The sequence below is a fragment of the Thermus tengchongensis genome (assembly GCF_021462405.1).
GTDB lineage: Bacteria > Deinococcota > Deinococci > Deinococcales > Thermaceae > Thermus > Thermus tengchongensis.
In genome coordinates this window covers 95,126-117,786 of record NZ_JAKEDU010000003.1, presented here as the reverse complement: position 1 = coordinate 117,786, position 22,661 = coordinate 95,126, and the positions used below count along the sequence as shown (strand labels likewise).

Sequence of the window (22,661 nt, the reverse complement as noted above, 5' to 3'; positions counted from 1 at the left end):
GGGGATGGATTCAGCCAAGCCGAGGACTTGGGGCAAAACCAGGGTTTGCGCAAGGTGCGGGAACCGAACCCGCATGAGCAAGGACGTGGAGCTAATGGATGAAAGAAGCCTTTGGCCCATGAGGCCTTTCCTCTCTTTACCCCTCGTGGGGGAGTTTTCTCCCGGCGTAGAAGGCCCAGGCGTAGAAAGAAGCTGCCAGGAGGAAGAGGCCAGAAAACCCCAGGCTGTCGGCCACCCATCCTCCCAGGACGGTGGCGAAGGCGAAGGCCCCGGCCACGGTGTTGGCCAGGCCAATGAAGGCGCTACGCTCCTCGGGTGGGGCCAGGTTCAGGAGATAGGTGGTGGTGGAAAGCCCCAAGGCGGCCAGGTAGGCCCCCTGGAGGAGGAAGACCAAACCGAAGAGGTGCCGGGGCAGGAGGAGGGCCAAAAGGGGGGCGAGGAGGGCCAGAAAAGCCCCAGCTTGAAGCACTGTCTTGGAGCCCCGCTCCGCTAGCCTGGCCCAGAGCAGGTTGGAAAGGGTGAAGGAAAGGGCGTAAAGGGAGAGGTAAAGGCCAAGTTCCTGCCCTTGCCCTAGGGTGCGCACCGCATAGACCGCGTAGAAGGGCTCGGCCATCCCCGCCAGGCCCAAAAGCACCCGCACCCGCAGGTAGCGGCGAAAACCCGCATTCCTTAGAGGCAGGCGGAGGTCCAGGCGCTCCTCCCGGGGGGGTTCCTCAGGTTCCTGGGTGAGGCCGAAAAGGTACCAGCCCGTGCCGAAGGCCAAGGCTCCCAGGGTGAAGAGGAGGGCGTAGGGGAGGGGGAAGGGGAGGGGAAGGGCGAGGATCTCCCGGACCCCGAACCCCCCCAGAAAGGCCAAGAGCCCCCCCACGAGGTTGCGGGCGGAGAAAAGGGCGGCGCGCCTTGCCGGGGGCGTGGTCTTGGCCACCACCTCCCAGAAGGGGAGGCTGGAAACTCCGGTGAAGAGGGCATTTAGGAGAAGGCCCGCGAGGAAGCCCGCAAGGAGGAGGTGGGGCCAAGGACCCAGGAAGAAGGTGGCCAAGGCCATGAGGATCACCCCGGAAAGCCTTAGGGCCGCCACCTTCCGGTAGAGCACGATCTTGCGGGGAAAGCGGGCCACGTGGGGGGCTAGGAAGGCCTGGGGGACCATGCCCCCGGCCTGCAGCAAGGCGGGGAGGAGGCCGATCAGGGCCCCAGGGGCCCCCAGCTTGGCGGCGAAGCTGGTGAGGACGATGTTGGGGTTCAAGAAGGTATCCCCCAGCCACACCAGCCAGCCGTTGAGCACCGCCAGGCGGTAATTGCGGTCCCGGAGGTCTAAGATGGTGAGGATGCTGCTTCTTCCTTCCCTTGGGCCCTTCCACATCCTGCATCCACGCTACAACGCCGCCACGGTGCTGGCCCTTTTGGAAAAGGCCGGTGCCCCCGTCCTCTACCTGGCCTCCCACTCGGGGGAAAGCCTGCGGGAAGGGCTTTGGCGGGAGGAGGATCCCCTTCTCTTTCACCTGCTTCCCTGGGCGGAGGCCAAGGGCATTCCCGTGGTGGCCCTGGACGAGGAGGCCCATCTAAGGGAGGAGGCCGAGGCCTTCCGTCAGGCCCTGGCCCAGCACCCCCTGGGGAAACCCCACCTGGAGCGGATGCACGCCTTTGACCGGGAGCTTTTGCAGCTGCTCAAGACCCCCCTTACCCCGGAGGTCTTGGGCTCGCAGGCCTTCCTGGACCATCTGGGCCAGATCTACGAGGGGTACGCCCAGGCCTTTGGGGAGGGTCCGGCCACGGGATTCCGGGCCCGCCGCATGGAAAGGGTGGCGGAGGCCTTGAGGGGCCGGGAAGGGGTGGTGGTGGCGGAGCTTCTGGACTATCTCCTTCTGGCCAAGAGCTTTCCCGAGGCCTTGCCCAAGGCCCATGAGCCCACGGAGAAGGAACGTCAGAGGGCCCTTTTGGACCGGGCCTGGCAGCTTAGGGAGGAAGACGACTGGACGGGGCTCTTGGAGGGGCTCTTCCAGATAGGGGATCCCGAAGCCCTGTACCTGGCGGCCCAGATCTACCTGGCGGCCGGGGAGTGGCAGGAGGCCTTAAGCCTTATGGAGGAGGTGTTCCGCATGGACTTCCAGCACCCCGGTTACCTGCCAGGGTACGTGCTGGCCCGCTTTGGCCAGCTTCTGGACCTGGCAGGGGAAAGGGAACGGGCCCTGAGGGCCTACCGGGGGGTTCTGGCCCTTTCCTGGGCCCCGGAGGAGGCCAGGGCCATCGCCTTGGCCGGGCTGAGGAGCCCTTTCCGGCTCCCTTAGTCCTTGGGGGCATTTGTCCCGAGGGCCCTTGTCTAAGATGGAACCATGGAGGTGGAGATTCGCCGTGCCCGCCACGCCGCCTACCTCCGCCTGGCTGCGGCCCATGCGGGGCCCTTGGGGCCGGCTCTTTTGGGGCATCCGGAGCTGGCTCCCCTTTACCCCAAGGCCTATGCGGCTTGCAAGGGGGCATCCGGTCTGCCGTGCGCCGGGGTGGGGGGGGAGCCCAGGGTGTGCGTGGTGCGGCGGCTGGAGCACCTGGCCTATAGCGCCCTGAGGGGGGGAAAGCGCCGGCGGGAGCAGGAGAAGGCCATGGTGGAAGGGCTTCTGGTGTGCATGGGCCACCTGGTCCAGGAGTTCCCCCCCGAGTTCACCCCGGTCCTCGAGGCCACCCGCCAGGTGCTGGAAAAGGACCTCGCCTACCTAAGGCAGGTTTCCCAGGAAAGGGGACAAAACGCCCCCAGGACCTAAGGAAAGGCGCCTAGGGGTTACGGGCTTGGTCTGGGTTCCCGTGGCGGCGCAAGCCGCCATGGGGTACTTGAACCGGGGCCCCTGAGGGGGGTCCGGGCCTTTGGCACCGCAGGTTTTTCCGAAAATCTGGGCTCGGGCAGGGGTTTACAGCAGATGGTGCATCTTGCCTAGGGTTAGCATCAGGGCCACGGTGCTGGCGGCCAGGACGATGAGCATCAGCATGAAGAGGATGAAGCGCAGGTCAAAGGTTTCCCCCTCGGTGGTGAGCACGCGGGGGTTCAGGATCAGGTAGAAGAGCAGGGTAACCAGGGCCGCTCCCAAGGCAAACAGCGCAATGTACACCATATTCTCCCTCCCGTTACCAGAGGCTGAAAAGCGCCTCCAGGCTTGCCCGTAAGTTTACCAAACCCACCCCGTAGGTGGGAATCCCCAAGGCCAAGCCCACGCTTCCCCAATAGGGCCCAGGGCTTATGGGTAGGTCCAGGTTGAGGGGAGGGCTTTCCCAGGGGCCGTAGGCCCGCACCTCGCGGTAGACAAGGCCGGTGGGGGCTTCCACGTGGAGCGTCAGGGGTTCCCCTTCCGCCTCGAGGGGTTGCCATCCGGGGGCCGCCCCGTCGGATTTGCCGGCGGTTTCCTTGCCCCCCGGGAAGCCCTGGCCCAGGCCCTCCCCGGGAAAGGCCAAGAGGAGGCGGTCGGGGCGGGTTTTTTCCAGAAGGTGGGCCAGGGGTGCCCGGGTGGGGCCAGAAAGGGGAAGGCCTTCCAGGGTGGGGGAGAGGGGGGAGGGGTCCAGGGCCAGGAGGATACGCCCCCGAAAAGAAAGGCCATTTAGGGCCTGGAGCACAGGCAAGGCCTCCTGGTAAGGGGCATGGAGGAGGTAGGTCCTTCCTCCCCGTCCCCCCTCCAGGTAACAGTACAGGGTGCCGAACTCGTCCAGCCCTGCCCGAAGGTGTTCCGAAAGGACCTCGAGGTCTGCGGAAAGCTGTTCCAGCAAAGAGGAAGCCATGTTCTCATGGTATCCTAAACCCCGTGCGCTACCTGGTCCTCTCCGACATCCACGGAAACTGGCCCGCCTTGCAGGCGGTCCTCGAGGCGGCCCCTTCTTTTGATGGGGTGCTCTTCCTGGGGGATGCGGTGGGCTACTATCCGGATGGGGACCGGGTACTGGACTGGCTTATGGAGGTGGGGGCCCAGTGCGTCTTGGGCAACCACGATGCCTGGCTTCTGGCCCTGGACCGGTTGCCCAAGGAGGGGGTGGTCCTGGAGATCCTGGCCTGGCAACGGGCGAGGCTTTCCCCCAGGCACCTGGACTTCCTTGCCTCCTGGCCTTGGCAAAAGGAGGTGGAGGGGGCGCTTCTGGTCCACGGCAGCCCCTGCGATCCCCTGGAGTACCTGGATGGGTTGGAGCTGGCCCGCCAGGCCTTCGCCTGTACGGACCACCGCCTCACCTTCCACGGGCACACCCATCTGGCCGGGGCCTTTCTGGAGCTTTCCGGACCCCGCCCCTGGGTGCGCTACCAGCGCCTGGCCGAAGGGGGTGAGCTGATCCTTCCCCCCACGGTGCGGGCCTTGGTCAACCCGGGTTCGGTGGGCCAGCCCCGCGACCACGTGCCGGGGGCGGCCTTTGCCCTGTGGGAGGGGGACGGGATCACCTTTTTCCGGGTGGGGTACAACCTGGACCAAGTGGCCCAGCGCCTGGCGGAGGAGGGGTTTCCCCCATGGCTCTACACCCGCCTGACCCTTGGGGAATAATCGGCCATGAGGCCGTCTTGGAGCTCCTGCCCCGGCTTGGGGCCTCCACCTTGCTCTTCTCGGGGCCGGAAGGGGTGGGGAGGCGCCTGGTGGCCCGCTGGTATGCCTGGGGACTGAACCGGGGGTTTCCTCCCCCCGCCTTGGGGGAGCATCCAGACCTTTTGGAGATAGGTCCGCCAGAGCGGGGTTTGAAGGGGCGGGTGGAGATCCGCCTCGAGGAGGTGGAACCCCTTTTCGACTGGTTCGCCACCCACCCCCGGGAGCGGGTCAAGGTGGCCGTCCTGGATGCCGCCCACCTCCTTACCGAGGCGGCGGCCAACGCCCTTTTGAAGCTTCTGGAGGAACCCCCCTCCTACGGGCGCATCGTCCTCATCGCCCCAAGCCGTGCCACCCTGCTTCCCACCTTGGCCAGCCGGGCCCTGGAGGTGGCCTTTGCCCCGGTGCCAGAGGAGCGGCTTCGCTCCTTGACCCAGGACCCGGAGCTTCTGGCTTACGCCGGCGGGGCTCCAGGCCGGCTCCTGAGGGCCCTGGCCGACCCCACTGCCTTTCGCGCCCGCATGGAGAAGGCCAGGGAGGTGGGTGGCGCCTCCTCCTGGCGGCGGTTTACCCTCCTGAAGGAGCTCTTCGCGGACGAGGAAGGGATTTTCGCGCTTTATGCTGCCTTCCGCCACCGCCCGCAGGCGCTTCTAGCCCTCGAGGCTGCCCGGGAAGCCCTGGAGCGGTATGTGAGCCCGGACCTCGTCCTAGCCCGATTGGCCTTAGACTTGGAAACATGACCGTGGGCGTTCGTCTGCACGCCGATCTGCGCAAAGCCCGCACCCCCGTCCTGCGCTATTTCCGCTTCCAAGGGGATCCCCCACCCCTGGAGGCGTATGTGGTGGTGCGCACCAGCCGGGGCCTGGAGATGGGCAAGGTGCGCACCCCGCCCCGCAAGGAGAAGGAGGCCGGAGAGGTGGTGCGCCTGGCCACCAAGGAGGATCTGGACCTGGCCTCGAGGCTCCGGGCCAAGGCGGAGGAGGCCGCCTTTTACCTGCGGGCCCGCCTTCAGGAAGAGGGGGTGAGGGCCAAGGTCCTGGGGTGCGACTTCACCCTGGATGGCCGACACCTTTCCGTGCACTACGCCGCGGAGGAGCGGGTGAACCTCAAGCGCTTTACCCGGGAGCTTTCCGAGCGGTTCGGGGCCCGGGTGGAGTTTTTGGCTGAAGGCCCCCGGGAGGAGGCCGCCTACCTGGGCACCCTGGGGGCCTGCGGGATGGAGTCCTGCTGCTCCACCTGGCTCCAGGGCTTCGCCCAGGTCTCCATCAAGCTGGCCCGGGACCAGCAGCTGCCCCTGAACCCTGAGAAGATCTCGGGTCCTTGCGGACGGCTCCTTTGCTGCCTGGCTTACGAGCATCCCGTGTACCAGGAACTTTTGGCGGAGCTTCCCCGGAGGAATGCCCGGGTCTGCACCAAGGGGGGGGTCTGCGGCAAGGTGCAGAAGGTGAATCCCTTGAAGGGGACGGTGGAGCTCCTCCTGGAGGAGGGAAAGGCGGTGGAGGTGTCCAAGGAGGATCTGGCCTGAGGGGATGCGTGGGGCCCAGGTTTTCGCCCGAAGGGTGCGCCGCCTGGTGTTGAACCGCCAGGGCACCGAGGCCCAGATCTTCCTCCTCACCCCTGGGGGGGAGGGTTTCCTCTACCTGCGCTCGGATGGCTTCGCCCACTTTGCCCAGGGTCTAGGGGCGGAGGAGGTGGCGGGCTTCGCCTTGGGAAAGGGGCGGGTGGAGCTCCGCTTCCATGACGGTAGCGCCCTCACCCTCCGCTACCGCCTGGGGCGATGGGTCAGGGTCCTTCACTTTTCGTAGGGCCTTCCCACTGCCGCCGGGGGTCGGCTCTTGCCCATGAAGCCCGCCAGCACCAGAACGGTGACCACGTAGGGGAAGGCCTGCACCAAGACCGCGGGCAGGATCTCTGTGCCCTGAAGCTGGATGGCCAGGGCGCTGGCGAAGCCAAAGAGCAAGGTGGCGAAGAGGATGCCCAAGGGGTGCCACTTTCCGAAGATCATGGCCGCTAGGGCGATGAACCCCATCCCCGCAGACATGCCCCGCACGAACTGGTTGAGGAAGCCGATGGCCAGGTAGGCCCCGGCGAGGCCTGCCAAAACCCCGGAGAGCACCACCCCGATGTAGCGCATGCGGAACACGTTGATTCCCAGGGTGTCGGCGGCTTCGGGATGCTCGCCCACGGCCCTAAGGCGCAGGCCGAAGGGGGTTTTAAAGAGGACCCACCAGCTCACGGGCACCAGGAGGAAGGCCAGGTAGACCAAGGGGGAAAGGGCAAAACCCTCGGGCCCCCAAAGGGGCAGGCGGTTTGCCACCTCCTTGGAGTTGGTGGCGTTGCCGTAGAAGTAGGTGAGGACCAGGCTGGGGGCTCCCAGGGCCAGGAGGTTGATGGCGGTGGCGCTGATGATCTGGTCGGCCCGGTATTTGATGGAGACCACCGCATGCACCAGGGCCACCAGCCCTCCCACCAGCATGGCGCTTAGGACCCCAAGCCAGGGAAGCCAGGGATGGGGGCCGGGGCCTAAGGTGTGTTCCACCCTCTCCACCACCACCGCGGCGGTGAGGGCTCCGAAGAGGATGATGCCCTCGAGGGCGATGTTCACTACCCCGCTCCTTTCGGAGAACATCCCCCCCAAGGCGGTGAGCAAGAGGGGCGTGGTCTGGCGCAGGGTGGAGAAGAAGAGGGCGATCCAAAAGGCGGCATCCAGGTTCATGGGGTCTCCTCCCTTTCCTCTCGCTTTCGGCTTTCTTCCTTAAGTTCCACCTCGGCTGCCCGCAAGGGGTCGGTGAAGTAGCGGGGCAAAAAGCCCCCTGCGGCGATGAAGAGAACGATCAAGGCCTGAAGCACCGCCACCAGTTCCCGGCTGATGCCGAGCTGCAGGTTCACCTGCAATCCCCCTGTAAGGAGGATGCCGAAAAGCCAAGCGGCGAGGCCCACCCCCAAGGGGGTGTTCTGGCCCATCAGGGCCACGGCGATGCCGTCAAAGCCCACGGAGTAGGGCAGGGACTGCTTCAGGCGGTACTCGTCAATCCCTCCGCCCAGCACGTAGTGGGTGGCGGCCAGACCCGCCAAGGCCCCTGCCAGGAACATGATGAGGACCATCTTCCGCCCGGCCAGCACCCCTCCGTACTCCGCCGCCTTGGGGGCCAGGCCCATGGCCCTAAGCTCATACCCCCCCACGGTGCGGAAGACGTAGAAGTGGAAGAAGAGGAGGGCGAAGAGGGCCAAAAGGAAGGCCCCGTTGAGCCGCACCGAGGTGAGGTCGGGGCCGAAGGCCACCGCGGGCCCTGGTAGGAGGCCGCCCAGCACGTAGCCCGCCACCACCCCCAGGAGGCCAAAGAGCACCTTGTGGCCTAGGCTCTTCCGGACCAGGAAATAGCCTAAAAGCCCCAGGAGGAGGGCCAGGGGCAGGGCAAAGGAAAGCTCCCCCCCTGGGGCCACCAGCTCGGTCCAGTGGGGGATGCGGGCCTCCGGGCGGATCTCGTGGCTCCGGGCCTCGTACCCGGGGTACTTGAAGGGCAGGTACAGGGTGTTGCCGAAGAACTTGTACTCGTTGGAGGAGATGAGGAAGAGGAAGAGGCTTGCGGCGATGTAGTTCAGCATGATGGTGTTGATCACCTCGTGGGCCCCGAAGCGGGCCTTGAGCCAACCGGGCAGGGCACCCCATAGCCCCCCGGCCAAAGCGGCGGCCAGGATGGCCAGGGGCAGGACCAGCCACCTGGGCCCTGGCAGGTACACCCCCACCAGCATGGCGGCGATGCCCCCCAGTATGAGCTGCCCCGGGGCCCCGATGTTGAAAAGCCCCCCGCGGAAGCCCAGGGCCACCGAGAGGCCGGTGAAGATCAGGGGCGTGGCCAGGAGGAGGCTCTGCAGGAAGCCCGAAGGGTTCACCAGGGGGCTATAGAGGAGCTGGTAGGTGTAGGTGATGAGGTCCAGCTTCAGCATCCAGGCTTCCCTTAGGGTCTGGGCTTCCCCCGGTGCCCTCTTTATCACCGCCACGATGAGGCTGCCCAACAAGGAGGCCAGGAGGAGGGAGAAAAGGGGCACCACCACCCCCCGGCGGCGCACCAGGAAGGCCAACCCCCCAGGGGAGAAAAGCCGCGCCAGGAGGAGGAGGTAGAGGCTATAGGCCAAGGTGGCGTAGCTGCCAAGCCCCAAGGTGTACCGCCTGAGGATGGGCCTTTCCGCACCCGCGTTCACCAGGGCCACGCTGGCTTGGAAGAGAAGGTGGGTGAGGAGGAAGAGGCCTAGGCCCAGGATCCCCATGAGGTAAAGCTTCCGGACGGGCTTAGGAGTCCAGGCTAGGACCAGGGTGAGGGCCAGCCAGGCTAAGGAGGGATAGAAGACCCAAGAGAGCCAGCCATCCCGGTAACCCGGGGGCAGGGTTCCTTGGGGGAGGTGGTGGCCGAAGGGGCTTAGAAGCACGCCTTCGCCGCCAAAAAGGCGATGGGGTACCGCCCAGGGCGCCAGGTACCAGAGGAGGAGGAGAACCCCTCCCCCCAGGGCCACCAGGATTCCCAGGCGCTTACGGTCCTTCCACACGCCCACGATTGTACCCTAGCCCCGTAGGTCTACGGCCCCGGGCGGTGCTAGACTTCTTTCGTGGAGGTTTCCCCCCGGGAAAAGGCCGAGCGGGTGCGGCGCATGTTTGCGGAGATCGCTCCCCGCTACGACCTCTTGAACCGGCTTCTTTCCTTTGGCGCCGATCTTCGCTGGCGCAGGCGGGCGGTGGCCCTGGCTTTGGAAAAAAATCCCCGGCGCATTCTGGACCTGGCCACGGGCACGGGGGATCTGGCCCTTATGTTGAAGAGGAAGGCGCCCACGGCTCAGGTGGTGGGGGCGGACTTCGCCCTGCCCATGCTGGAGATCGCCCGCAGGAAAGCCCGGGCGCAGGGCCTTGCGGTGGAGTTTCTGGAAGCCGATGCCCTGTCCCTTCCTTTCCCCCAAGGGAGCTTTGAGGCCATCACCATCGCCTTCGGTTTCCGCAACTTCGCCGACTACCGTAAGGCCCTTTTCGAACTCCGCCGGGTCCTGGCCCCGGGGGGGCGGCTGGTCATCCTGGAGTTTCCCCCGCCTCCCCGGGGGGTCTTTGGCCTGGTTTACCGGGTTTACTTCCAGCGGCTTCTCCCCTTCCTGGGGGGGGTGGTCTCGGGGAGCTTCGGGGCCTACCGCTACTTGCCGGAAAGCGTGGAGGCCTTTCCCCCGCCGGAAACCTTAAAGGCCATGATGGAGGAAGCGGGCTTCAAGGTGCGCTACGAACTCCTCACCTTCGGGGTGGCGGCCATCCACATCGGGGACCTCGAGGCCGGATCGGCCCGATAGGGCTACCTTGCAGCTTCCTCCAGTTCCTCGTCTGTGGGGATGCGCCCCACTTTCAGGTTTTCCACCAGGTGGCGGGCCATGCGCCCGAGGGCGTCCCGCACCCTGCGCCACTCCTCCAGGGGTTTTCCCGAGGGGTCGGGGAAGGAAACATGGCGCTTTGCCGTCTTGGCGGGGTAGGCGGGGCAGGCTTCCTTAGCGGCATCGCACACGGTGAGGACCAGGTGGAAGTTCCAGGGATCGGGGAGCTCAAAAAGGGTTTTGGAGAAGTGCCCCGTAAGGTCAATCCCCACCTCGGCCATCACCCGCTTGGCCTCCTCCTTGACGAGGGTCTTCTCGGTGCCGGCGGAGTGGACCTCGAGGTCCACTCCCATTTCCTTGGCCCAGTGCCGGAGCCAGCCCTCCGCCATCTGGCTACGGGCGGAGTTGTGGGTGCAGAGAACCAAAAGGCGCATCCTATAAACCTAACCTTCTCCAGGTCAGGGGAAGGTCAGGAAGGTGCCCGGCTGGGCTAAGTACCCCGTCGTGGCTTGTGCCACGACGGGGGCCCCAAAGAGGCCACGAGCACGTCGCTTTGGCTTTGACCGATGGGGCAACCTTTGCGTGCGAGTGCTTAGGCAAGCCTCCTCTCCAGCTCCTCCACCTTCTCGGCCAAAACCGCAAACCCCTTTTGCCAGAAGGCGGGGCTTTCCAGGTCAAAGCCGTAGCGGGCCGCCAGCTCCTTGGCCCGGTACATGCCCGAGGAGGCCAAAAGCTCCTCGTACCGCTCGGCGAAGCCTGGGTCTTCCTTGGCCTCCTGGTACACGGCCAAGCCGAAGAGGAGGCCGAAGGCGTAGGGGTAGTTGTAGAAGTCGGAGCCGTAGTAATGCCCCTTCACCGCCCACATGTAGGGGTGATGGGTGGCGAGGACCTCCCCGTAGGCCTCCTTCTGGGCCTTCAGCATGAGTTCCTTGAACTCCCTAGGAGAAAGCTCCCGGGCCTTCCTCCTTTCAAAGACCCAAGACTCAAAGAGGTAACGGCTGTAGATGTCCACCACCACCTGGGCCGCCCCCTGGAGGTAGGCGTCCAGGATCAGAACTCCCTCTTCCGGGGAGGCTTCCTTAAGGGCTGCCTCCACCACCAGGGTCTCGTTCATGATGCTGGCGGTCTCCGCCAGGGTCATGGGCACCTCCCGCAGGCTGGCGGGCACCCGGGCCAGGGCGAAGTTGTGGTAGGCGTGGCCCAGCTCGTGGCCCAGGGTGGAAACCGACTCAAAGCTCTCCTCGTAGTTGGCCAGGATGAGGCTTTTGCCCCCGCCCCTTCCCATGCAGTAAGCCCCGCCGATCTTGCCCTTGCGGGGCAGGAGATCCATCCAGCGCTCTTGGAATGCGGTTTCCGCCACCTTAGCGGCGTTCGGGACCAGGGTGGCGAGCTTTTCCACGATGAAGCGCCGGGCCTCCTCCAGGGTCCACTTCCGGCCTTGGCCGATGGGGGCGAAGAGGTCCCACCAGTCCAGCCTCTCCTTGCCCAGGGCCTTGGCCTTGAGGAGGTAGTAGCGGTGGAAGAGGGGAAGGTTTTCCCGCACCGCTTCCAAGAGAGCCATGAGGGCTTTCCGGGTGATGCGGTTTCGGTGCAGGCTGGGCTCGAGGTCGTCCCGGTAGCCCCGCCTGCGGTTCAGGACCCCCGCTTCCCCCTTCACCCCGTTCAGGGCGTAGGCCAGGGGCACCTCATGGCGCTCCCAGGCCAAAAGCTCCGCCTCGTAGGCCTTCTTGCGCACCTCCTCCTCGGGGCGGAAGTAGAGGTTGCGCACCTGGGTGATGGGCAACTCCTCCCCGTCCACCACCGCAGTGATCTGGCTGGTGAGGTTCTCGTGGAGCTTGGACCAGGCCTGGCGCCCGGAAAGGGAGAGCTCCGCCGCCAGAACCTCTTCCCCTTCCGGCATCATGTGCAGGGCTTCCTCCCGGGCCTCCTCCACCAGGATGCGGTAAGGCCCGGCCTCCTCCGGGTCCTGTAGGGCCAGGTAGCGGGTGAGGCGGGGCCTGAGGCGCTGGAAGTCCAAAAAGAGCACCTCCAGCTCGGAGAGCTTGGCCAAAGCGGCCTCGTCGGTGGTGTCGGCGGTGAAGCGGGCGTAGAGGTAGGCCCAAAGGGGGGTGGCTTCTTCCTGCAGGGCGTCCAGGGCAGAAAGAACCTCCCCTAGGGGGGCCTCCCCTTCCACCAAGGCCCTAAGCTGGCCGATGCGCCGCTTCACTCCGTCCCAAGTGGCCCCGAACTCGGGGCTTTCTAGGCTGGGGAAGAGGGGGGTTAGGTCCCACGTGGTTTCCATGGCCCCACTATACCTGACCCGCGGGTCAGCCCTGGTATACTCTGGCTTCGTGGAGGGTTTTCCCGTATCCGTACCCATACAGGTACGCTTCCGCGACCTGGATGCCCTGGGGCATGTGAACAACGCGGTCTACCTCACCTACTTTGAGGTGGCCCGCGCCGCCTACTTCCAGAGATTGGAAAGGGACTGGGTGGAGAAGGGGCATTTCATCCTGGCCCGGGCGGAGGTGGATTTCCTGAAGCCCATTCTCCTCGAGGATCCCGTGGAGGTGGGGGTGCGGGTGGTGCGCATCGGGCGGAGCAGCTTTGACATGGAGTACCTCCTCCTGGCCAGGGGGGAGGAGGCCGCCCGGGGCAAGACGGTTCAGGTTTGGCTGGAAGGAGGCAGGCCTGCGCCTTTGCCCCCGGTCATCCGAGGGCGCATAGAGGCCCTGGAAGGCCGCTCCTTCTAAGTGCCCCGTCGTGGCTTGCACCACGACGGGGGCCCCAAAGAGGTCATGGGCAAGCCGCTTTGGCTTTGGCCGATGGAGCGGCCTTTGTCCGTGGGTGCTTAGCTCTTCAGCACCACCACCGTGACCCCGTGCCCGCCCTCGTGGGGAGGGGCGTCGGCGAAGGTTTCCACCCGTTTGTCCCGCCTTAGGGCCTCGCGGATGGCCTGCCTGAGGGCCCCCGTGCCCTTGCCGTGGAGGAGGCGCAGGGTGGGAAGCCCCAAGGCCTTGGCCTCTTCCAGGGCGCTGTCCACCTCGAGGAGGGCCTCTTCCACGGTGAGCCCCCTGAGGTCCACCTCCTTCACCTCCCGCCTGGGCCTGGTGGAAAGGGCTTTGGGGGCTTCGGGGGCCTTGAGGGGCTTGAGCTCCTTGGCCTTCAGGGTCATCCGCACCGGGCCCACCTGGACCAAGGCCTCCTCACCCCGAAGCTCCAAGAGCCGCCCCTGGCGGCCCAGGGAGACCACCTCCACCAGCTGGCCCTCGGCCAGCTCCGCAGGGGGCGGGGGTGGGGGAGCCTTTTTGGCGTAGCGCTCCCTTAGGGCCATAAGCTCCCTAAGGGCGTCTTTCTTGGCTCCCACCCGAGCTTTTTCCTTCAGGGCCTTGAGCTCGGCCTCCACCTGGAGAAGCTGCCTGCGCACCTCCTCTTCCAGGGCCCGCATCCTTTCCGCCCGCTCCTCCTCGTAGCGGGCCTCGCGGGCCTCGAGGCGCCGCCTCAGCTCCTCCGCCCGGGCGAGCTCTTCCCGGAGTTTGCGCCCTTCCTCCTCCAGGGCGAGCCTTTCCGCCTCCAGCTTTTCCAGGAGGGCCTCCAGCCTACCCCCCTCGGGCAGAAGGGCCTCGGCCCGCTGCAGCACCTCTTCGGGCAGGGCGAGCCTCCGGGCGATGGCCAGGGCGTAGCTCCGCCCCGGCACCCCCAGGACCAGCTCGTAGGTGGGGCGAAGCCCTTCCAGGTCAAAGCGCATGGAGGCGTTCCGGATGCCCTCCCGCCCCTGGGCGAAGGCCTTCAGGGGGGAGAGGTGGGTGGTGACCATGCCCTTCACCCCCCGCTCCAAGAGGGCTTCCAGGATGGCCTGGGAAAGCGCCGCCCCCTCCTCGGGGTCGGTGCCGCTGCCCAGCTCGTCGATGAGGACCAGGCTTTGGGGCGTGGCCCCCTCCAGCATCTCCTTGAGGCGGCGGAGGTGCCCGGCGAAGGTGGAGAGGCTTTCCTGCAGGGACTGCTCGTCCCCGATGTCGGCAAAGACCCGGTCGGGCCAGGCCAAAAGGGCCCGCTTGGCCCCCACGAAGAGGCCGGACTGGGCCATGAGGACCGCCAGGCCCAGGGTCTTCAAGAGGGCGGTTTTGCCCCCCATGTTGGGGCCGGAGATGAGGAGGAGGCGGTGATGGTCGTCCAGGGCAAAGGAGTTCTTGACGGGGTTTGGGATGAGGGGGTGGAAGGCCTCCCAAAGCTCGTAGCGCTCCCCGAAGCGAGGGCGGGTGAGGCCCAGGTCCCGGGCCAGGGCTGCCTGGGCCTGCACCAGGTCCAAAAGGCCCAAGGCCTTCAGGGTGCCCGGTACCCCGGGGTCCTGGGCCAGCCTCTCCGAGAGCTCCCGCAGGATGCGGTTCACCTCCTCCTCCTCCTGCAGGCGCAGGGCCTGGAGGCGGTTGTTGAGCTTCACCACGGAAAGGGGCTCGATGAAAAGGGTGGCCCCGGATTCGGACTCATCCAGGAGAAGGCCGGGGATCCTTTGGGCCATCCCCGCGCGCACGGGAATGCAGTAGCGCTCGCGGCGCAGGGTGACGAACCGGTCCTGGATCGCCTCGGGGTGGCGGTCCATGAGGGCGTAGAGTTTGTCCAGGATCTGCTGGCGCAGGGGCTTGAGTTCCCGGCGGATGGCGAAAAGCTTGGGGCTTGCCTCATCCCGCACGGCTCCTTCCTCGTCCAGGGCTTTCCTGACCTTGGCGAGGAAGGCCCCGTGGTCCCCTATGCCCGCCGCCACCTGGCTCAGGAGGTTTTGTAGGGGAAGAAGTTCCTCCTTGAGGGCCATGGCCTCCTCCAGGGCCTGGGCTGATTTCAGGAGCTCGAGGCCCGAAAGCCTGGCCCCGCCTTGGGCCTTTTGGTAGGCCTCCTCGAGGGTTCCCGCCTCGGGAAGGGTGTAGGGATAGGCTAAGGCCTCCTGGGTTAGCCCGTGGCGCCTTTCCGCCTCCTCCTGGGGGAGGGGGGCAAGGGCCAAGGCCAGCCTTTGCCCTAAAGGGGTCTTGGCCCTTTCCGCCAAGAGGGCGCGGACCTTGGGGAACTCCAGGACCTCGAGGACATCCCGCACAAAGGAAGAGTATACCCCGGAAAGGGGTTAGCGTCTTAGAAGCCGCAGGAGAAGGCCCAAAAGGGCCTGGCCCTCGGGTCCGGCAGCCCGCTTCAGGAGCCAGCCCACCCGTCCCAGCCGCCCCAGGGGTAAGAGGGCCAGAAGCCCGGTAAGCAGGGCGAGAAAGCGTTGCCTTTCTTCCGGGGAGAAGGAACCCCAGCGGCGTTGGGCTTCCCGAAGGAGCCCCAAGAGCCGCCTAGGGAAGCCTATAGCCCTGCCGCCTTCTCCCTTGAGCGCTTCGGCTTGCGCCAGGAGATCCCCGCGGGAAGCCTCCTTCCGCACCACCCGCCTCACCCTGCCGGAAAACCGCTTCAAGCGCACCCCCTTCAGTTTAAGGGTTGGAAGAGGAGGTATTGGGCCTCCACCTCCCCCGCCACCTCCTCCTCCCGTAGGAGGTCCACCCCCCTGGGGAGCCTTAGGCGCGCCCCCTCCTTGGCGAAGAAGGCCCAGACCTCCTCCCCCCGGTACCGCCTCCGGAAGGCCAGCACTCCCTCCGGGGCCTTCAGGGGCAGAAGGCTTCCCCGGCGCAGGGCGGGGTGGGTCTTCTTGAGGCGCACCAGGCGCCTCAAGAACCCCAGCGTCTCCCGGTTCCAAAGGGCCTCGTCCCAAGGGAAGGGGGCCCGGCAGTAGGGGTCTCCCTGCCACAGGGTGTAGGGGTTGGGCTGGGAAAGGCCCACCTCGTCCCCGTAGTAGATGGCGGGGCTCCCGGGGAAGGCGAAGAGGAGGGCGTAGGCCAACTGGAAAAGCCCCAGGTTGCCCCGAAGCCGCCACAGGGCCCGGGGGATGTCGTGGGAGGAGACGAAGGTGTACATGGCGTGGCGCACCTGCAGGGGCAGGGCCCGGTAGTGGTCCCAGAGCACCTCCCAGGCTTCCTCCGCGCTCAAGGCCGCTTCCCGCCCGTGCACGTCCCGCCCGGAGAGCCAGGCCATCACCGGGTGGGCGAAGCCCGCGTAGTGCATGGCCCCGTCCAGGGTGTGGGCGCGCAGGGTGGGGGTGGCGTCGTAGGAGAGCTCCCCGATGACCAAGGCCTCGGGCCTTTCTTCCTTAGCCGCCCGGGCCAGGGCGCGGAGCCAGCGGGCGTTTTTGCGGTTCGTCCCCCCTTCCCCGATGGAGTGGGCCACGTCCAGCCGCCAGCCGTGGGCTAGGCGCATCCAGTAGCGGATGGGGGCCTTCTTGCCGAAGACGAAGCGCTCCTGGGTGAGGGGGGAGGCGTAGTCCAGCTTGGGCATGGACTTCACCCCCCAGAAGGCGGCGTAGGAGCCATCGGGGTAAAAGGTGAACATGCTCCGTTCCGGGCTCTCCAGGTCCTTTAGGGCCCTTTGAAACCAAGGGTGGGTGGCCCCCACATGGTTGAAGACGCCATCCAGCACCAGGCGCATGCCCCTTTTTTCTAAAGCCTGGAAGAGGGCTTCCAGGGCCTCTTCTCCTCCCAGGTGGGGGTCCACCCGCAGGTAGTCTTCCGTGTCGTAGCGGTGGCTGGAGGGGCTTTGGAAGATGGGGGTGAGGTAGAGCACCTCCACCCCTAAGCCCTCCAGGTGGGGAAGGGCCTCGAGGACGCCCCACAGGTCCCCCCCGTAAAACTCCCAGGGGCCTTCGGGCCCTGGGGGCTCGTGCCAGGCCTTCCTCCGGATGGGCCTCCCCTGGTAGCGCCAAGCCCCGTCCTGGGGGGCGAGTTCGGGGCGCCCCATGCGGAAGCGGTCGGGGAAGATCTGGTAGTAGACCGCCCCCTGGGCCCACTCCGGGGGCTGGGGCCCCGCCAGGAGGTGGAAGAAGCGGTCATAGCGAGGGAGGGCCTTTTCCAGGCCGTGGCTTCCCAGGAAGCCTTCCGGGAGGCGGAAGACGTAGCGGAAGGGGCTCGTGGGCACGAAGACGCGCACCCTTAGGCCCCCTTCCGTCCTTTCCATGGGTTTTTGGTGGATCTCCCCGTCCTTCTCAAAAAGGAGAAGCCCCTCCTTTGCCGGGGTTTCCAAGGAGAGGACCACCTCCTCCCCCAGGTCGGGAAAGGGGGGGTCCACGTGTTCCAGGTCGTGGTGGTTCATTCCTTCACCGCCCCCGCGGTGTAGCCGGAGACGAAGTACTGCTGGAAGCCGTAGAAGAGGAAGAGGATGGGCAAGGAGCCGAGGACGCTGGCCGCGGCGAAGATCCCCCACTTGGTTTGGAACTGGCCGGTGGTGAAGCTCCTTAAGCCCACCCCCACGTTCCAGCTCTCCACCCCGGTGAGGACCAGGTTAGCCAGGACGAACTCCGAGTAGGTGCCCACGAACTGCAGGAGGAAGATGAAGACGAACATGGGGGCGGAAAGGGGGAGGAGGATCTTGGTGAAGACCTGCCACTTGGTGGCCCCGTCCACCATGGCCGCCTCCTCGAGGCTCGGGGAGATGCTTTCCAGGTACCCCTTGTACACCCAGGTGCCGAAGCTGATGATCCCCCCGGAGTAGGCCAGCACCAGCCCGGTGAAGGTGTTCAGGAGGTCCAGCCGGGAAAGCAGGTAGTAGATGGCCACCAGGGCCAAAAACCCCGGGAACATCTGCACGAAGATGAAGAAGAGGAGCATGGGGTAGCGGCCCGGCAGGTGGCGGAAGCGGGCGAAGGCGTAGCCGGCGGTGGCGGTGAGGAGGACGGCCAGAAGCCCCGTGAGCCCGGAGATGAGGAAGGTGTTCCGCACCCAGAGGAGGAACTTCGCCTCCGTGCCCTGGCCGGTGAACTGCTTGGGGGAAAGGAAGAGGGCCAGGGCGAATACGGCAAGGGCTAAGACCAAAAGAAGCCTCCCCTGCCAGAGGTCCATCCAGCCGTCCGGGGGCAGGAGCCGCCTCAGGAGGCCGATGAGGGCTACACCCAGAAGGGCGAGCCCCCCGAGGAGGAGAAGGCCCACCTGGTAGGGGTAAAGCACCACCCCCTCCACCAGCTTGGCGTAGTTTTCCAAGGAGGGCTCGGGCACGTAAGGGATGACCTTGGCGTCCAGGAGGAGAAACCCCGTATCCGGCCTGCGGAAACTGAAGAGGTTGTTGGTGGGATCAAAGCTAGCGGCCACCACCTGCACCACGGGGTAGTAGACGAGGAGGATCAGCACCCAGAGGAAGAGGTGGGTCACCCCTTGCCAGAAAAGGGGCCAGGGGCTTCGCTTGCGCCCTTGGATGCGGTTGGCCAAGGCGGTGCGAATCACGCTGTAAAGGAGAAGCAGGAGGACCAGGCTCAAAAGGATGCCCAGGGCATAGGCCCATCCATAGGGCACGAAGACGCTACCGAAGGCCACCTGCTTGCGGTAGGAGCCCTCGTCAAAAAGCCGGTGGGCGGCGAACCAGTAGGCTCCATAGAGGATAAGGCCTGCAAGGAAGAAATAGGCCAGGCGCCGCATCTACCTCACCTCCCTTAGGGCCCCCGTGACCCGGAAGTTCACCAGGCTGATGGCTACGGTGATGGCGAAGATGAGGAGGCTGATGGCCGCCCCCAGGCCGTAGGCCGACTGCCCTTCGGCGCTGAAGGCGGTCTTGTAGGCCCAGGAGATGAGGATGTCCGTGGCCTGGGCTGTGGCCAGGCGCCCTTCCTGGGCCGGACCGCCCCCGGTGAGCAGGTAGATGATGTAGAAGTTGTTGAAGTTGAAGGCGAAGGAGGAGAGGAGGATGGGCACCATGGGCTTCTCCAAAAGGGGCAGGGTGATGCCCCAAAGGGCCTGCCAGGGAGTGGCCCCGTCCACCTTGGCCGCCTCGTAGAGCTCGTCGGGGATGGTGGAAAGGGCTCCCAAGGTGGCGGTCATCATGTAGGGGAAGCCCAGCCAAAGGTTCACCAGGAGGATGGCCACCTTGGCCCAGTCGGGGTCGTTGAGCCAGGGGATGGGGTAGATGCCCAGGACCCCCAGGAGGCGGTTGATGGCCCCGAAGTTGTAGTTTAAGAGGGCCACCCAGACCTGCACGGTGATGACCCCGGGGAGGGCCCAGGACACGATGAGCACCGTGCGGTAGAAGTTTCTTAGCTTCAGGGCCTTGTTGTTCAAGATGAGGCCCAGGACCAGGCCCACCAGGGCGTTCAAAAGCACGGTGGCGGCGGCGAAGACCACGTTCCAGGCGAAGACGGGCAGGAGGGCCTGGCTGGCCTGGGAGAGGATGAAGGCGAAGTTCTTGAGGCCCACGAAGCGGAAGGCGTTTACCTTGGCCACGAAGGCCGCCGGGAAGGGGAGGGCGCGGTCCAGGAGCAGGGTGCTTCCCTCGGCCTCGAGGATCTTGGCCCGCACTCGGTGGCCTTCCGCATAAACCTCCACCGGCTCCCCCCGGCAGGGGTCGCAACGGAGAGCCTCCCGCACAGGTTCTTCCAGGGTGAGCCGGTTACCCTCCTGCTTCACCACCCGGGTTTCCGTGGAGCGGTCGGGGAAGCCGTTTTTGGCCCCCGAGTAGTCGGTGAAGGCCAGGTAGAGGGTGAGGCCGATGGGGTAGAGGGTGAAGACCAGGAGGAAGGAGAGGGCGGGGAGAAAGTAGTACCAGTCCGTGAGCCAGGGGAAGAGGCGCCCTATCAGGATGGCTCCAGGGACTAGGACCAAGAGGGCCAAAAGCAGGAGGGTCCAGCCAGGCGGGGCAAAGTAGGCCTCGAGGGCCAGGTAGCCCAGAAGGGCCACCCCCGTGGCCAGGACGAGGAGGCCCAGGAGGAGGCCGAGGGCCAGGAGAAAGCCTTTCAGGCCAGGCGGGTGCTTCATGCTTTAACGATACGCCCCCCACGGGGGAGGATGGTCCCGTGGGGGGCGGGCATGGGCCTTATTTGCCGATGGCCTTCCGGATCTCGGCCACCATGTCCTCCACGATCTTCTTCAAGTTGGAGTCGGGCCGCTGGATGGCCAGGTTGATGGCGTTGGCCCAAGGACCCCAGACCTTGCCCATCTCCGGGATGTTGGGCATGGGGGTGCCCAGGGCGAAGACCTTGGAAAAGCCCGCCACCACCGGGTCCTTCTCCAGGGTCTTGGCGGCGCTCTTAGACACAGGGATGCGGCCACCTGCCTGATTGAAGGACACCAGGTTCTTGCCGGAGATAAGGGTCTTGGCGAAGTTGACCGCGGCAGTCTTGTTCTTGGAGTAGGCGTTCACCACCACCCCCTGCACGCCCAGGAAAGGGCCCCAAGGGTTCTTAGCCCCGGGCGGGGTGGGGAAGGGGGCGATGCCGAAGTCGATCTTGGCCTTCTTGTAGTCCCCCAGGGCCCAGGGGCCATTGATGATCATGGCCAAGGCCCCGTCCTTGAAGGCTCCGTCGGCTACGCCGTAGTCCACGCCCTCGGGCACCAGGTTGTAGCGGTAGCGGAGGTCCTTGATGAAGGCCAGGGCCTTCTCTCCCACCTCCCCACCCAGGAGGAGCCTAGCGGGGTCCAGGTTCCCCTTTGCGTCCTTGGCGAAGACGTTGTCGGCGCCAAAGGCCTTGAAGAAGCCGAAGTTGAAGTAGGGGTCGCCGATGTTGTAGAGGAAGCCGAAGGTGGAGCCGGTGGTGTACTGCCGGGCCAGGGCCAGGAACTCGTCCCAGGTCTTGGGGGCTTCCTTCACGTACTTCTTGTTGTAGATGAGGGCCACGCTCTCGGCGAAGGCGGGAAGGCCCATGAGCTTGCCCCCGAAGGTGAAGGCCTCCACCGCCACGCTTTGCAGATCGGAGAGGTAGCTTGGCGTCACGTACTTGCCCATGGGCTCCAGCACCCCGGCCTGGGCCATCTCCCCCAGCCAGTCGTGGGGGATGGAAACCACCAGGTCCGCCGCCTGCCCCTGCGGGGCCCCCAGGATGAACTTCTGCTTGATGTCCCCAAAGGGAACCTCCACCACCTCCACCTTGGTGCCGGAGGTTTTCTCGTAAGCCCGGGCCTGGGCCTTCAGCCACTCCAGCTCGGGGCCGCCGAAGTGGGTCCACACCGTGATCTTCCCCTGGGCAAGGGCCAGGGAAAGTCCGAGGGCCAGTGCTGCCAGTGCTCGTTTCATATCCCACCTCCGGGCGCGTGGTAGCGTTTCCGCTTAACTTTTTCCGCGCCCTGCGGGCTGAGTATACTCCTACTTTCCCGGGACGCAAGTCCCCTTTAATAGAGGGCCCGCACCACCTCAAAGGCGATGAGGGCCAGGATGCCCACCTCCACCGCCTGGCTTCTTAAGTGCACCACCTCCTCGGTGACCATCTCGTAGGTGGCCTCGAGGACCCTGAGCTTTTCCTCCAGGCTCCGTTCCAGCTCGTGGGCCCCGTAAAGCTCCAAGGCCGCCCGGTAGATCTTGGCGTAGAAGAGGTCCTCGGTGATGCGCAAGGCCCCTTCCATCCTGGCCCGCACGTCGGCGATCTCCGCATGCCGGGCCATGAGGCGCCGCCTTAAGCGCTGGAGCTTCCCGTAACCCCAAAGGCCGCGGTGTTTGAGCACCTGGGGCACGGCCTCCAGTTCCTGGGTGAGGACCCCGTCGTAGTAGGAAAGCTCCAGGAGTTGCGCGTGCACGAACTCCACCAGGTCGGCCACGTCCCAGATGCCCTCCGAGTCCAGGATGAAGACCCGGTCGAAGCCCAAAAGGGCCAGGTCCTCGGTGGAGTAGCTGTAGCGGTAGCGCTCCATCTCCCGCCTGACCTCGGGGGCGAACTCCTCCTTGGCCCCCATCCAGAGAGGGGTGAGGTCCACGGGGGGGCTTGCCGCCTTGTGCCCCTCAAACCCCAAGGCGTGGTAGACGGTGAACTCTTCCGAGAGGCGCTTCTCCTCCGGGCGCAGGAGGGCGCCTTGCAGGTAGGGCTCGAGGGCCAAAAGCTCCGCCAGAAAAAACCCTTCCCAAAAGGGAAGTTCCGGCAAAGCCAGGGCCTGGGCCAGGAAGGTCTCCCAGGGGACCTTTTCCCCCAGGTGCACGCGAAAGGAAAGCGAGGCCACCCCGAACTCGTAAAGCCGGGCGGTGAGCAGGCCCGAGATCCCCTCCACGCTTCTTACCCCGAGCTCTATCTGCGCCGGGGGGTTTTCGAAGCGCACCGCCCCCAGCCGGGGCCGGGAAAGGCGAAGCCTGGGGGTGGCCAGGCGGGAGAGGTCAATCTCGTCCGCCAGGTCGTAGAGACGGTAAAGGGCGATGTGGGGCGAGAGGAGGTTCATTCCAGCTTGGAGATTTCCCGGGGTGGGGGCCCGTGCTCGTAGGCCTTAAGGAGGGCCTTTAGGGCCTGGCCCCGGTGGGAGTGGCGGGCCTTTTCCTCCAGGGTCATCTCCGCGAAGGTCTTGTCCGCTTCGGGCACGTAGAAGAGGGGGTCGTAGCCGAAGCCTCCCTCCCCCCGAGGGGCCTCGAGGATGTACCCCTCCACGCTCCCCTCGTAGGCCTCCGCGTGCCCGTCGGGGTAGGCCAGGACCAGGACCGCCACGAAGCGTGCCCTTCGCTCCTCCCCTTTCAGGTGGCGCATCCTCTCCAGGAGGTAGACGTTTCTTTCCCTGTCGGTTTCCCGGCCTCCGTAGCGGGCGGAGTAGACCCCGGGTTCCCCCCCGAGGGCGTACACCTCCAGCCCCGAGTCGTCGGCCAAGGCGGGGAGCCCCGTGGCCTTGGCCACGTAGGCCGCCTTGAGGAGAGCGTTTTCCAGGAAGGTGGCCCCCTCCTCCTTGGGCAGGCGCAAGGGGAAGTCGGCGAGGGAGAAAAGGGTCCAGCCCAGGGGGGTGAGCCCCTCCTTGAGCTCCCGCACCTTGCCGGGGTTGGAGGTGGCCAGGACCACGCGCATCC

General features: G+C 66.0%; 23 protein-coding genes. 8 read left to right on the top strand and 15 right to left on the bottom strand.

Annotated features, from left to right (window positions below; translation table 11 throughout):
• Positions 1-136 precede the first annotated feature (136 nt).
• Positions 137-1,360, bottom strand: a complete 1,224-nt coding sequence (locus tag L1087_RS05155; RefSeq protein WP_135259288.1) for an MFS transporter — start codon at positions 1,358-1,360, stop codon at positions 137-139.
• Between L1087_RS05155 and L1087_RS05150 the strand changes: the two genes are divergently transcribed.
• Together L1087_RS05150 and L1087_RS05145 are read left to right on the top strand one after the other, a co-directional pair.
• Positions 1,326-2,285 (top strand): tetratricopeptide repeat protein, encoded by a 960-nt coding sequence (locus tag L1087_RS05150; RefSeq protein WP_234557938.1) that lies wholly within the window; start codon positions 1,326-1,328, stop codon positions 2,283-2,285. The genes L1087_RS05155 and L1087_RS05150 overlap by 35 nt on opposite strands.
• A 45-nt stretch (positions 2,286-2,330) precedes the next feature.
• Entirely contained in the window at positions 2,331-2,753 is a 423-nt protein-coding gene (locus tag L1087_RS05145) for a hypothetical protein (protein ID WP_135259290.1), read from the top strand.
• A 144-nt stretch (positions 2,754-2,897) separates the two neighbouring features.
• Here L1087_RS05145 and L1087_RS05140 read toward each other — a convergent pair whose 3' ends face one another.
• Together L1087_RS05140 and L1087_RS05135 are read right to left on the bottom strand one after the other, a co-directional pair.
• Positions 2,898-3,098 (bottom strand): hypothetical protein, encoded by a 201-nt coding sequence (locus tag L1087_RS05140; protein ID WP_038041103.1) that lies wholly within the window; start codon positions 3,096-3,098, stop codon positions 2,898-2,900.
• 13 nt (positions 3,099-3,111) lie between these two features.
• Complete coding sequence (locus L1087_RS05135; protein ID WP_135259291.1) at positions 3,112-3,756, bottom strand: hypothetical protein; 645 nt, start codon at positions 3,754-3,756, stop codon at positions 3,112-3,114.
• Positions 3,757-3,779: 23 nt separating this feature from the next.
• On the opposite strand from L1087_RS05135, the gene L1087_RS05130 reads away from it, so the two are divergent.
• From L1087_RS05130 to L1087_RS05115, 4 genes are read left to right on the top strand one after another with little or no spacing between them, the layout of a single operon-like run.
• Entirely contained in the window at positions 3,780-4,502 is a 723-nt protein-coding gene (locus L1087_RS05130) for a metallophosphoesterase family protein (protein WP_234557937.1), read from the top strand.
• On the top strand, positions 4,469-5,278 hold the full coding sequence (locus L1087_RS05125; protein WP_135259293.1) for a DNA polymerase III subunit delta': 810 nt from the start codon (positions 4,469-4,471) through the stop codon (positions 5,276-5,278). The genes L1087_RS05130 and L1087_RS05125 overlap by 34 nt, the downstream gene beginning before the upstream one ends.
• Positions 5,275-6,063, top strand: coding sequence for a PSP1 domain-containing protein (locus tag L1087_RS05120; RefSeq protein WP_234557936.1), 789 nt, complete (start codon positions 5,275-5,277; stop codon positions 6,061-6,063). The genes L1087_RS05125 and L1087_RS05120 overlap by 4 nt, the downstream gene beginning before the upstream one ends.
• Before the next feature lie 4 nt (positions 6,064-6,067).
• Complete coding sequence (locus L1087_RS05115; RefSeq protein WP_135259295.1) at positions 6,068-6,343, top strand: hypothetical protein; 276 nt, start codon at positions 6,068-6,070, stop codon at positions 6,341-6,343.
• On the opposite strand, the gene L1087_RS05110 is transcribed toward L1087_RS05115, so the two are convergent.
• A complete protein-coding gene (locus tag L1087_RS05110; RefSeq protein ID WP_038041108.1) occupies positions 6,331-7,254 on the bottom strand; it encodes an ABC transporter permease in 924 nt (307 codons plus the stop codon). The two genes, L1087_RS05115 and L1087_RS05110, sit on opposite strands and share 13 nt — an antisense overlap.
• Complete coding sequence (locus L1087_RS05105) at positions 7,251-9,083, bottom strand: ABC transporter permease (protein ID WP_234557935.1); 1,833 nt, start codon at positions 9,081-9,083, stop codon at positions 7,251-7,253. Before L1087_RS05105 ends, L1087_RS05110 begins: the two co-directional genes overlap by 4 nt.
• 60 nt (positions 9,084-9,143) lie before the next feature.
• On the opposite strand from L1087_RS05105, the gene ubiE reads away from it, so the two are divergent.
• On the top strand, positions 9,144-9,863 hold the full coding sequence (gene ubiE / locus L1087_RS05100; protein ID WP_326490701.1) for a bifunctional demethylmenaquinone methyltransferase/2-methoxy-6-polyprenyl-1,4-benzoquinol methylase UbiE: 720 nt from the start codon (positions 9,144-9,146) through the stop codon (positions 9,861-9,863).
• Between the two features lie 2 nt (positions 9,864-9,865).
• Here ubiE and L1087_RS05095 read toward each other — a convergent pair whose 3' ends face one another.
• A complete protein-coding gene (locus tag L1087_RS05095; RefSeq protein WP_234557933.1) occupies positions 9,866-10,315 on the bottom strand; it encodes an arsenate reductase ArsC in 450 nt (149 codons plus the stop codon).
• A 158-nt stretch (positions 10,316-10,473) separates the two neighbouring features.
• Positions 10,474-12,162, bottom strand: coding sequence for a M3 family oligoendopeptidase (locus L1087_RS05090; protein WP_234557931.1), 1,689 nt, complete (start codon positions 12,160-12,162; stop codon positions 10,474-10,476).
• Between the two features lie 49 nt (positions 12,163-12,211).
• On the opposite strand from L1087_RS05090, the gene L1087_RS05085 reads away from it, so the two are divergent.
• Entirely contained in the window at positions 12,212-12,613 is a 402-nt protein-coding gene (locus L1087_RS05085; RefSeq protein ID WP_038028725.1) for an acyl-CoA thioesterase, read from the top strand.
• A 98-nt stretch (positions 12,614-12,711) separates the two neighbouring features.
• Here L1087_RS05085 and L1087_RS05080 read toward each other — a convergent pair whose 3' ends face one another.
• The 8 genes from L1087_RS05080 to rdgB form a co-directional block, all read right to left on the bottom strand.
• The gene (locus L1087_RS05080) at positions 12,712-14,946 is read right to left on the bottom strand and encodes an endonuclease MutS2 (protein WP_234557929.1); all 2,235 of its coding nucleotides are present in this window, start codon (positions 14,944-14,946) and stop codon (positions 12,712-12,714) included.
• A 27-nt stretch (positions 14,947-14,973) separates the two neighbouring features.
• Complete coding sequence (locus tag L1087_RS05075) at positions 14,974-15,306, bottom strand: hypothetical protein (protein ID WP_234557927.1); 333 nt, start codon at positions 15,304-15,306, stop codon at positions 14,974-14,976.
• A gap of 5 nt (positions 15,307-15,311) precedes the next feature.
• A complete protein-coding gene (locus L1087_RS05070) occupies positions 15,312-17,024 on the bottom strand; it encodes a glycoside hydrolase family 13 protein (protein WP_234557926.1) in 1,713 nt (570 codons plus the stop codon).
• On the bottom strand, positions 17,021-18,340 hold the full coding sequence (locus tag L1087_RS05065) for a sugar ABC transporter permease (RefSeq protein ID WP_234557925.1): 1,320 nt from the start codon (positions 18,338-18,340) through the stop codon (positions 17,021-17,023). Before L1087_RS05065 ends, L1087_RS05070 begins: the two co-directional genes overlap by 4 nt.
• Positions 18,341-19,669, bottom strand: a complete 1,329-nt coding sequence (locus L1087_RS05060; RefSeq protein WP_234557924.1) for an ABC transporter permease subunit — start codon at positions 19,667-19,669, stop codon at positions 18,341-18,343.
• 58 nt (positions 19,670-19,727) lie between these two features.
• Positions 19,728-20,924 carry a sugar ABC transporter substrate-binding protein gene (locus tag L1087_RS05055; RefSeq protein ID WP_234557923.1) on the bottom strand — a complete coding sequence of 399 codons (1,197 nt, stop codon included), beginning with the start codon at positions 20,922-20,924 and terminating at the stop codon, positions 19,728-19,730.
• 95 nt (positions 20,925-21,019) lie between these two features.
• Positions 21,020-22,051 carry an RMD1 family protein gene (locus L1087_RS05050; RefSeq protein ID WP_135259304.1) on the bottom strand — a complete coding sequence of 344 codons (1,032 nt, stop codon included), beginning with the start codon at positions 22,049-22,051 and terminating at the stop codon, positions 21,020-21,022.
• The gene (gene rdgB, locus L1087_RS05045; protein WP_234557922.1) at positions 22,048-22,659 is read right to left on the bottom strand and encodes an RdgB/HAM1 family non-canonical purine NTP pyrophosphatase; all 612 of its coding nucleotides are present in this window, start codon (positions 22,657-22,659) and stop codon (positions 22,048-22,050) included. Before rdgB ends, L1087_RS05050 begins: the two co-directional genes overlap by 4 nt.
• Positions 22,660-22,661: the final 2 nt, after the last annotated feature.

What these genes read in the sequence shown, in the direction of transcription:
- L1087_RS05095 (WP_234557933.1), bottom strand. Translation starts at nt 10,315, where the DNA reads ATGCGCCTTTTGGTTCTCTGCACCCACAACTCCGCCCGTAGCCAGATG.
- L1087_RS05135 (WP_135259291.1), bottom strand. Translation starts at nt 3,756, where the DNA reads ATGGCTTCCTCTTTGCTGGAACAGCTTTCCGCAGACCTCGAGGTCCTT.
- L1087_RS05110 (WP_038041108.1), bottom strand. Translation starts at nt 7,254, where the DNA reads ATGAACCTGGATGCCGCCTTTTGGATCGCCCTCTTCTTCTCCACCCTG.
- L1087_RS05155 (WP_135259288.1), bottom strand. Translation starts at nt 1,360, where the DNA reads ATGTGGAAGGGCCCAAGGGAAGGAAGAAGCAGCATCCTCACCATCTTA.
- L1087_RS05070 (WP_234557926.1), bottom strand. Translation starts at nt 17,024, where the DNA reads ATGAACCACCACGACCTGGAACACGTGGACCCCCCCTTTCCCGACCTG.
- L1087_RS05065 (WP_234557925.1), bottom strand. Translation starts at nt 18,340, where the DNA reads ATGCGGCGCCTGGCCTATTTCTTCCTTGCAGGCCTTATCCTCTATGGA.
- rdgB (WP_234557922.1), bottom strand. Translation starts at nt 22,659, where the DNA reads ATGCGCGTGGTCCTGGCCACCTCCAACCCCGGCAAGGTGCGGGAGCTC.
- L1087_RS05120 (WP_234557936.1), top strand. Translation starts at nt 5,275, where the DNA reads ATGACCGTGGGCGTTCGTCTGCACGCCGATCTGCGCAAAGCCCGCACC.
- L1087_RS05090 (WP_234557931.1), bottom strand. Translation starts at nt 12,162, where the DNA reads ATGGAAACCACGTGGGACCTAACCCCCCTCTTCCCCAGCCTAGAAAGC.
- L1087_RS05055 (WP_234557923.1), bottom strand. Translation starts at nt 20,924, where the DNA reads ATGAAACGAGCACTGGCAGCACTGGCCCTCGGACTTTCCCTGGCCCTT.
- L1087_RS05145 (WP_135259290.1), top strand. Translation starts at nt 2,331, where the DNA reads ATGGAGGTGGAGATTCGCCGTGCCCGCCACGCCGCCTACCTCCGCCTG.
- L1087_RS05115 (WP_135259295.1), top strand. Translation starts at nt 6,068, where the DNA reads ATGCGTGGGGCCCAGGTTTTCGCCCGAAGGGTGCGCCGCCTGGTGTTG.
- L1087_RS05140 (WP_038041103.1), bottom strand. Translation starts at nt 3,098, where the DNA reads ATGGTGTACATTGCGCTGTTTGCCTTGGGAGCGGCCCTGGTTACCCTG.
- L1087_RS05150 (WP_234557938.1), top strand. Translation starts at nt 1,326, where the DNA reads ATGCTGCTTCTTCCTTCCCTTGGGCCCTTCCACATCCTGCATCCACGC.
- L1087_RS05125 (WP_135259293.1), top strand. Translation starts at nt 4,469, where the DNA reads ATGGCTCTACACCCGCCTGACCCTTGGGGAATAATCGGCCATGAGGCC.
- L1087_RS05060 (WP_234557924.1), bottom strand. Translation starts at nt 19,669, where the DNA reads ATGAAGCACCCGCCTGGCCTGAAAGGCTTTCTCCTGGCCCTCGGCCTC.
- L1087_RS05050 (WP_135259304.1), bottom strand. Translation starts at nt 22,051, where the DNA reads ATGAACCTCCTCTCGCCCCACATCGCCCTTTACCGTCTCTACGACCTG.